7 protein-coding genes and 7 tRNA genes (1 of these 14 running past the window's edge) are annotated in these 7,177 nt (G+C 51.3%); 1 reads left to right on the forward strand and 13 read right to left on the reverse strand.

What is annotated here, in order from left to right; genetic code table 11:
- Nucleotides 1–158 precede the first annotated feature (158 nt).
- The 5 genes from glmM to sigW form a co-directional block, all read right to left on the reverse strand.
- Nucleotides 159–1,505: a phosphoglucosamine mutase gene (glmM, locus tag V5G20_RS26210; protein WP_122958177.1), complete on the reverse strand. Its 1,347-nt coding sequence runs from the start codon at nt 1,503–1,505 to the stop codon at nt 159–161.
- Nucleotides 1,506–1,552: 47 nt separating this feature from the next.
- Entirely contained in the window at nt 1,553–2,794 is a 1,242-nt protein-coding gene (locus tag V5G20_RS26215) for a CdaR family protein (RefSeq protein WP_024984026.1), read from the reverse strand.
- On the reverse strand, nt 2,787–3,608 hold the full coding sequence (gene cdaA, locus V5G20_RS26220) for a diadenylate cyclase CdaA (protein WP_003393030.1): 822 nt from the start codon (nt 3,606–3,608) through the stop codon (nt 2,787–2,789). The genes V5G20_RS26215 and cdaA overlap by 8 nt, the downstream gene beginning before the upstream one ends.
- Before the next feature lie 108 nt (nt 3,609–3,716).
- Complete coding sequence (locus tag V5G20_RS26225) at nt 3,717–4,340, reverse strand: zf-HC2 domain-containing protein (protein WP_003393028.1); 624 nt, start codon at nt 4,338–4,340, stop codon at nt 3,717–3,719.
- Nucleotides 4,341–4,357: 17 nt separating this feature from the next.
- Nucleotides 4,358–4,921: an RNA polymerase sigma factor SigW gene (gene sigW, locus V5G20_RS26230; protein ID WP_003393025.1), complete on the reverse strand. Its 564-nt coding sequence runs from the start codon at nt 4,919–4,921 to the stop codon at nt 4,358–4,360.
- A 179-nt stretch (nt 4,922–5,100) separates the two neighbouring features.
- Here sigW and V5G20_RS26235 point away from each other — a divergent pair, with 179 nt between their 5' ends.
- The gene (locus V5G20_RS26235) at nt 5,101–5,250 is read left to right on the forward strand and encodes an aspartyl-phosphate phosphatase Spo0E family protein (protein WP_003393023.1); all 150 of its coding nucleotides are present in this window, start codon (nt 5,101–5,103) and stop codon (nt 5,248–5,250) included.
- Between the two features lie 77 nt (nt 5,251–5,327).
- Here the strand turns inward: V5G20_RS26235 and rocF are convergent, their stop codons facing one another.
- From rocF to V5G20_RS26275, 8 genes are all read right to left on the reverse strand, one after another.
- Nucleotides 5,328–6,224, reverse strand: coding sequence for an arginase (gene rocF / locus V5G20_RS26240; RefSeq protein WP_003393022.1), 897 nt, complete (start codon nt 6,222–6,224; stop codon nt 5,328–5,330).
- A 186-nt stretch (nt 6,225–6,410) separates the two neighbouring features.
- A tRNA-Gly gene (locus V5G20_RS26245) sits at nt 6,411–6,484 on the reverse strand.
- Nucleotides 6,485–6,548: 64 nt separating this feature from the next.
- A tRNA-Pro gene (locus V5G20_RS26250) sits at nt 6,549–6,625 on the reverse strand.
- Between the two features lie 77 nt (nt 6,626–6,702).
- A tRNA-Arg gene (locus tag V5G20_RS26255) sits at nt 6,703–6,779 on the reverse strand.
- 28 nt (nt 6,780–6,807) lie between these two features.
- A tRNA-Lys gene (locus tag V5G20_RS26260) sits at nt 6,808–6,883 on the reverse strand.
- A gap of 7 nt (nt 6,884–6,890) precedes the next feature.
- Nucleotides 6,891–6,965 (reverse strand) — tRNA-Gln (locus V5G20_RS26265).
- A gap of 12 nt (nt 6,966–6,977) precedes the next feature.
- A tRNA-Tyr gene (locus V5G20_RS26270) sits at nt 6,978–7,062 on the reverse strand.
- 74 nt (nt 7,063–7,136) lie between these two features.
- A tRNA-Val gene (locus V5G20_RS26275) sits at nt 7,137–7,177 on the reverse strand; it runs 35 nt beyond the window's last position.

Raw genomic sequence — 7,177 nt, forward strand, 5'->3', positions numbered from 1 at the left:
GATGCTATGTCATTGTCTCTTTTCGCTGCATTCCCCCTTTTTCATTGTGAGCCCAGGCACAAACCAAACTTTATCATAGATCCCTGTCCTTCACAATCATTCTTTTGTCTTATACTTGTATGCAAAAGGGAGTGGCACCGTACCACTCCCCTGACTTTTTACACGAGTTCCTTTTTCACGACCTCAACGATGCGGTTCACCAGCTCATCCAGTTGCGCTTCGTCTGGGCCTTCTGCCATGACACGGACGATTGGCTCCGTGCCGGACGGACGCACGAGCACGCGGCCGTTGCCAGCCAGCTCGGCCTCCACTTCACGGATCGCCTGTTCGATCGCTTCGTTTCCGTTCAGCTTGGTCTTGTCTTCTACGCGGACATTGACCAAAAGCTGCGGGTATTTGGTCATAACCTGCTTCAATTCAGACAAGGGCTTGCCCGATTCCTTGATGATGTTCAGGAGCTGAAGGCCGGTCAACAGGCCGTCTCCCGTCGTGTTGTAATCGAGAAACACGATGTGTCCGGACTGCTCGCCGCCGAGATTGTAGCCGCCACGCAGCATCTCTTCCACGACATAGCGGTCTCCCACCGCAGTTTTGGTCGTATTGATCGCGCATTCTTCCATGCCTTTGAAAAAGCCCATGTTCGCCATGACCGTCGTCACGACCGTGTTGTTGTTCAGCTTGCCTTTTGCCTTGAGAGCCCGGGCGCAGATCGCCATGATGTAGTCGCCGTCTACAATTTCACCGTTCTCATCTACCGCAATACAGCGGTCGGCATCGCCGTCAAAGGAAAGTCCCAGATGAGCCTTGTGCTTGACGACTTCCTCCTGCAGGCGTTCGGGATGCGTGGACCCGCACTGCTCATTGATGTTGACCCCGTTCGGATTCGCTCCGATGGTGATCACCTCTGCTTCCACGTCCGCAAACAGCCTTGCAGCCAGCGAGGAAACGGCACCATTGGCACAATCCAGCACGATCTTCAGCCCGTCAAAACGTTCCGTTACCGAGCTTTTCAAATGGGAGAGATACTTCTGTCCACCCTCCAGGAAGTCCAGCACCGCTCCGATGTGCTCCCCAGTCGGCCGCGGCAGCGTGTCTTCAGCCGCATCCAGGTATTGTTCGATCTCTGCTTCCACCTCGTCGGAAAGCTTGAACCCGTTGCTCCCGAAAAATTTGATTCCATTGTCCGGGTAAGGGTTGTGCGAGGCGGAAATCATGACACCGGCATCTGCTCCCAGCGCTCGTGTCAAATAAGCAACGCCGGAAGTAGAGATTACTCCCAGACGAACTACTTCTGCTCCAACAGAGAGGAGACCGGCCAACAGCGCGCTTTCCAGCATTTGACCGGAAATGCGCGTGTCGCGTCCAATGACTACCTTGGGCTTGCCTTCCTGTTTATGTCTGGTGAGAACGTAACCGCCTACGCGCCCGATTCGAAACGCCAGCTCCGGCGTCAACTGCGCATTGGCTACACCGCGCACACCATCAGTTCCGAAATACTTCCCCATGTTTGTCCCTCATTTCTTTCCTTGTACAAAACAGCTTATGCCCAGCGCTATTTTTTGGTGATTTCCACAGTAACCTTCGTGATCGCATTCTTGGCCGTCTTGACGTAATCCGGCTGGTTAAAGATGTAGGTGATCGGCACCTCATACACTCCCGCCGGCATGTTGCTGACATCTGCCACGACCTGCACATCCTCCGGTCTTAGTTTCTCCAGTATGGTCGGCGCTCCAACCGTGTCGACGTCCATCGTGGACATCTCTTGCCCCGTTCCGGACAGTACGCGCGCCTCCATGTCTTCGGCCAGACCGCTGATGCGGATTGGAATCTTCTCCAAGCGTTTGGTTTCGGACGGCACGACCTTCAGGGCTACCTTCAGGTAATCCGGCTCCACCTTTACGATGTTCTCCAATACCGGCATCTTTCGTTCGATGACGCGATCCGAGGTCACATCGCTCAGATCGATTTCCGGCCCCGGATACGTCTCCGATTTCATCGCATCGATGACTTCCTTCGGACCGTATACGGTGACCTCATCCACATTCGTATCCACACTAGCCAAACTATATCCATCGGGCAATTCATTCGTCAAGTTTAATTTGATCGGCACCTGTACATACGGGCTTGTCACCGGCACGCTGATCTCCGCCGTGAGCGGGATAACCTCCGCGCCCTGCAGCGTATTCCCCGACTTGTCCATCACCTTTAACGGCACTGTCGTCTTGATCGGAGACGTAGCCCCTTCCAGATCGACGGGAGCCTTTACTGCGGCTACCTTGTCGGCCTGACTCTCCGGTACCCGGACGAGTACGCGGAACGGCTTGACCAGCGGCTCTCCGGCTTTGTAGCCGGGGGCGACCTGGCCGAGCAGCTCGACCGTCACTTCCCGCTCTACGGTTTTCTTTTCCTCGAGCGTAATTTCGACAATACTGGGAATAATTCCGACTTTCACATCGTCGGGAAATCCTTTGTACTGGACCGGAACACGGTGTGTCCCCTTCCCCTTGTCCATGAGGTCGACATACACCTCTCTGGAGTCCTGGGGCACAAGATTATGCTTGTAAAACGGATTGTTTGTCTCCAGAGCAAGCTGCACGGTACGCGGCATTTTGGCGACGTAATAACGATCCGTGTCATACTTTACGTGCAGGTTGACGCTGTCGATCAAGAGCGGCGGCGCTGAATCCGTGGTCGGCGTTGTGTCGCTTTCCACATTGACCACCGTCCACATCATCACGGCCAACAACAGAGCAACAATGCGCGCAAACCAGTGACTGTTCAACCATTTATCCATGTTGTTTTCGCCTCCATTGCCAACGACTTCCCATGGATTTGCTCTTCAGGGCCGGATGCAGTTGCTCGGTGAGCAATTCAGCCAACTGCTCCTCGGTCAAATTCCGGTTCATTTGCCCGTTCGCGGTAAAGGAAACTTGTCCAGTCTCTTCGGAAACGACAATCGCCATACCGTCGGAAACCTCGCTTACTCCGATCGCAGCTCTGTGCCGGGTTCCCAGCTCTTTTGAGATCGAATTGTTTTCGGAGAGGGGCAAATAGCTCGCTGCTGCCAAGATAATATCTTTTCTCATGATGACCGCCCCGTCATGCAAAGGTGTATTTGGGATAAAAATATTGATCAACAGTTCTGAACTGACTCGTCCATTGATGGCAATTCCCGTCTCCACAAAATCATTCAGGCCCGTTTCCCGTTCAATGACGATCAAGGCCCCGATCCGACGCTTGGCCATGTACGTAACGGACTTGCACACTTCCTGTACGACCCGCTTGACCATTTCCTCATCCTGAATCGTATTGGTGCGAGAAAACAGCTTCCCGCGTCCCAACTGCTCCAGCGCTCGCCGCAGCTCCGGCTGAAAGATGATCACGATAGCCAGTACCCCGAAGGTAAACGCCTGGGACATCAGCCAGTGCAGGGTCTTCAGCTCGAAGTACTTGCTCAGCAGCCAAGTGACGATAATCACCATGATCCCTTTCAGCAGCTGGACCGCCCGCGTCCCCCGGATCAGCATAATTAATTTATAGATCACGTATGTGACGAGCGAAATATCGATCACATACCGCAATATATCCCCATATTCCAGTGATATCATAACGAAGCCCCCATATCTCGCTCCATCTCAATGCGGTCGCTCTTATTCCTGCGGAAAAAGCACGGCTTCTGGCGCCGTGCTCATTATTGTTGTACCCTTTATTTTCTCCTATGGGAAGACGGGAAGCAAGTCATTTCCAATATTTTTCACTTCGTACCAAATCCATTCGAAAATGGCTTCGATCGATTCAGCGCTTCCTGCCACGTGTGCAGTCGATGCCAGAACGACCTTCCCCTCAATTGCCACAACGTTCCCTCGCACTTCGCCCTGTACCTCGACATTGCCGTTGCGTACGACCAGATCTCCATCAATGGTGGTGCCGGCCGGAACCACGACGACATTGCGCGTACGGTCAATCTTCAGTTTATCCATGTTGGACGAGGCAATTTGCAGTGTATTGTCCCGTTCATACCAGTTGGCCATCGTGCTCCCCGTCATCAGGAAGAGAAAGACAGCTGCAGCTGTAAGAAACGGATGATTGCGCAGCCAAGAAGAAAAACGTTTTTTCCTCGTCGGCGTTGGCAGTTGCGCAAATACCCGGGCTGTAAAATCCGGAGATACTTGTATATGTGACGCGCTTTGTACAAAAGCGATCGCTCTTTGCAGCTCTTGAAGATGTTGACGACAGGAGGCACATGTTCTCATGTGGGTCTGTAATTTCTGATTGGACAATTCGTCAATTTCCCCGTCCAGAAACTCATGAATGAGAACAGACATTTCTCGGCATTCCATCGTGACTTTCTCCTTTCCTACATGAATCGCAGCTTGCTGCGCAATGCTTCCCGACCGCGATGGATACGGGTTTTGATGGTTGTGACTGGCAATTTGACGATATCGCTAATCTCCTGAAGCGACAGGTCTTCAATATAGCGCAAAATCATGATCGACCTATACTTTGGTGCCAGATGCGACAAGGCATCCTGTACGGTCTCCTGCAGCTCTTGCGTGACAAGCGAGTCTGCCGGGTTCTTTTCGTTTGAGGATAGGCGGGAATACCAGTCCATTCCCTGTCCGGGTTCTACTTCTTCATCCAGGGAAAAGTCAGGCCTTTTCTTTCTGCCCCGGTCAATACACAGATTGGTTGCAATCCTGTAAATCCACGTGGAGAACTTGTAGCTCTCGTCGTAGGTGTGCAGATTGGCATAGACCCGCAAAAAGGTTTCCTGCGCGATATCCTCCGCATCCTGACGGTTACCTACCATCCGGTATGCGAGTTGAAATATCTTGTCTTTATATATTTCGATCAACTCAGCAAAAGCCTCGCGATCTCCGCGTTTGGCGCGCTGAGTCAACCGTTTTTCTACAAAATCCATGCGATCCTCCCCGCAATACCGTAATCCTTATATACGGATAATACCTCAAATGGTTTCAGTTTTGATTATGTTTATCCCGCCAATTTTCTGGGAATGAGTGGAATAAAGATCAAGGTTCTCTCTATATAGTAGTGATGGTACCTCTTTTATCCTGATGGTGTAAAGGGAGCGTGGTTTAAATGAGTCAGGATGATGTTCTGTTCCAAATCGAACAGCTTCGTCAAGAGTTAAACGACAGGTATAAAGAACTGGCAGCCATAACTCCGGAAATGGTCGAGCTGAGCGTACGCCTCGACAATCTCCTTAACCAACTGCATTTCCATCCTTAGTCACTGTAACGCTTTCCCTGGCGCATGTAAAGATGTGGAAACAAAAAAGGAGAGGCCTGTTTCCCTCTCCTTTTGCCTTATAACAATTTGTCGCCAAAAGCGGAACTCATGAGTGCTACTGCTACACGTGCCGTCACATTTTCCCGGTCGAGGATTGGGTTTACCTCTACAAATTCAGCCGAACAGAGTATGTCCGCATCTGCCAGCATCTCCAGGGCCAGGTGTCCTTCCCGGTAGGATATCCCGCCTATGACCGGGGTACCTACGCCCGGAGCGTCATGAGGATCCAGACCATCCAGATCCAGACTGAGGTGCACCCCATCCGTGTTTTTGGACACGTGAGCCATGGCTTCCTCCATTACGCGAGCCATTCCCAGCTTGTCGATCTCATGCATGGTAAACACCTTGAGCCCGATCCTCTTGATCAATTCTCTTTCCCCTCTGTCCAAATCCCGCGCACCAATGATCACCACATTCTCTGGTTTCAGCTTCGGTGCAAAGCCTCCGATATTGACCAGACGTTCATGGCCAAAGCCTAGACTCGCAGCCAGAGGCATGCCATGGATATTCCCCGATGGAGAGGTCTCTCCCGTATTCAGGTCACCGTGAGCGTCAAACCAAATGACCCCCAGATTTTTCACGTTCTTGGCCACGCCTGCTACTGTCCCGAGAGCGATACTGTGGTCCCCTCCCAGCACCAAAGGAAAACGTCCTTCCTGCATGATACCGCTTACAACCTCAGCGAGCTTTTGATTCGCTTCAACTACCTCGTCCAAATACTTATGGTTCTCTGTCTCTGTAAAATTGCGAGGACGTGTAACGGGAATATCTCCTTTATCCTGGATGTTCAAACCCATTTGCTCCAGACGGGCAATCACTCCAGCGTAACGAATCGCACTCGGTCCCATATCGACACCGCGGCGGTCTGCTCCCAGATCAAGCGGTACACCAACGATACTGATGTTTTTGTTCATACTCGTTACCCCTTCCTCTCGGTTACCTTGTTGTTTGTTACTTATTGTAGCCTTGAAAGAAGAAATGACTCAACTCGACACAAATCTGCATAAATAAACCGATAGGAAAAGGGTCCTAGGAAAAAGAAAGAACGATCTGCCGCTAAAAATAAAAAAGGACTGCCAACGGCATGTCCTTTACACTTATGGAGCGGGTGATGGGAATCGAACCCACGCGACCAGCTTGGAAGGCTGGAGTTCTACCATTGAACTACACCCGCATAAGAAATAATCGCTTGAAAATGCATATAATCCCAATGGAATACACGGGATCATAAGAAGAAATGGTCGGGAAGACAGGATTCGAACCTGCGACCCCTTGGTCCCAAGCCAAGTACTCTACCAAGCTGAGCTACTTCCCGACACAAAATCAATTGTCTAATCCCCGGTGTCAACACTATGCGATGAACAAAGCTTCGCATTATTTTTAGGGGAAAAATGGCGTGCCCTGAGAGATTCGAACTCCCGACCTTTTGATTCGTAGTCAAACGCTCTATCCAGCTGAGCTAAGGGCACATCTCGTTCACTTTAAAAATAAAAAAACTGGTGAGCCATGAAGGACTCGAACCTTCGACCCTCTGATTAAAAGTCAGATGCTCTACCAACTGAGCTAATGGCTCAAACAAGTGGCTGGGGTACTAGGATTCGAACCTAGGAATGACGGAGTCAAAGTCCGTTGCCTTACCGCTTGGCTATACCCCAATATATATGAAGTGGTGGGGAGAGACGGATTCGAACCGCCGAACCCATAGGGAGCAGATTTACAGTCTGCCGCGTTTAGCCTCTTCGCTATCTCCCCATCGCATTTGCTCTTCGAGAGTAATTACGGAACGGTGACAACCCGTAACCGATATCTGTGAACAAAATAATAAATGGTGGAGGCTGACGGGATCGAACCGCCGACCCTCTGCTTG

The sequence above is a fragment of the Brevibacillus borstelensis genome, assembly GCF_036700025.1.
In the GTDB taxonomy this organism is placed as follows: Bacteria; Bacillota; Bacilli; order Brevibacillales; family Brevibacillaceae; genus Brevibacillus; species Brevibacillus borstelensis.

Bases quoted from the DNA above. Each gene is read 5' to 3' on its own strand.
- glmM (WP_122958177.1), bottom strand. From the start codon at position 1,505: ATGGGGAAGTATTTCGGAACTGATGGTGTGCGCGGTGTAGCCAATGCG.
- V5G20_RS26215 (WP_024984026.1), bottom strand. From the start codon at position 2,794: ATGGATAAATGGTTGAACAGTCACTGGTTTGCGCGCATTGTTGCTCTG.
- cdaA (WP_003393030.1), bottom strand. From the start codon at position 3,608: ATGATATCACTGGAATATGGGGATATATTGCGGTATGTGATCGATATT.
- V5G20_RS26225 (WP_003393028.1), bottom strand. From the start codon at position 4,340: ATGGAATGCCGAGAAATGTCTGTTCTCATTCATGAGTTTCTGGACGGG.
- sigW (WP_003393025.1), bottom strand. From the start codon at position 4,921: ATGGATTTTGTAGAAAAACGGTTGACTCAGCGCGCCAAACGCGGAGAT.
- V5G20_RS26235 (WP_003393023.1), top strand. From the start codon at position 5,101: ATGAGTCAGGATGATGTTCTGTTCCAAATCGAACAGCTTCGTCAAGAG.
- rocF (WP_003393022.1), bottom strand. From the start codon at position 6,224: ATGAACAAAAACATCAGTATCGTTGGTGTACCGCTTGATCTGGGAGCA.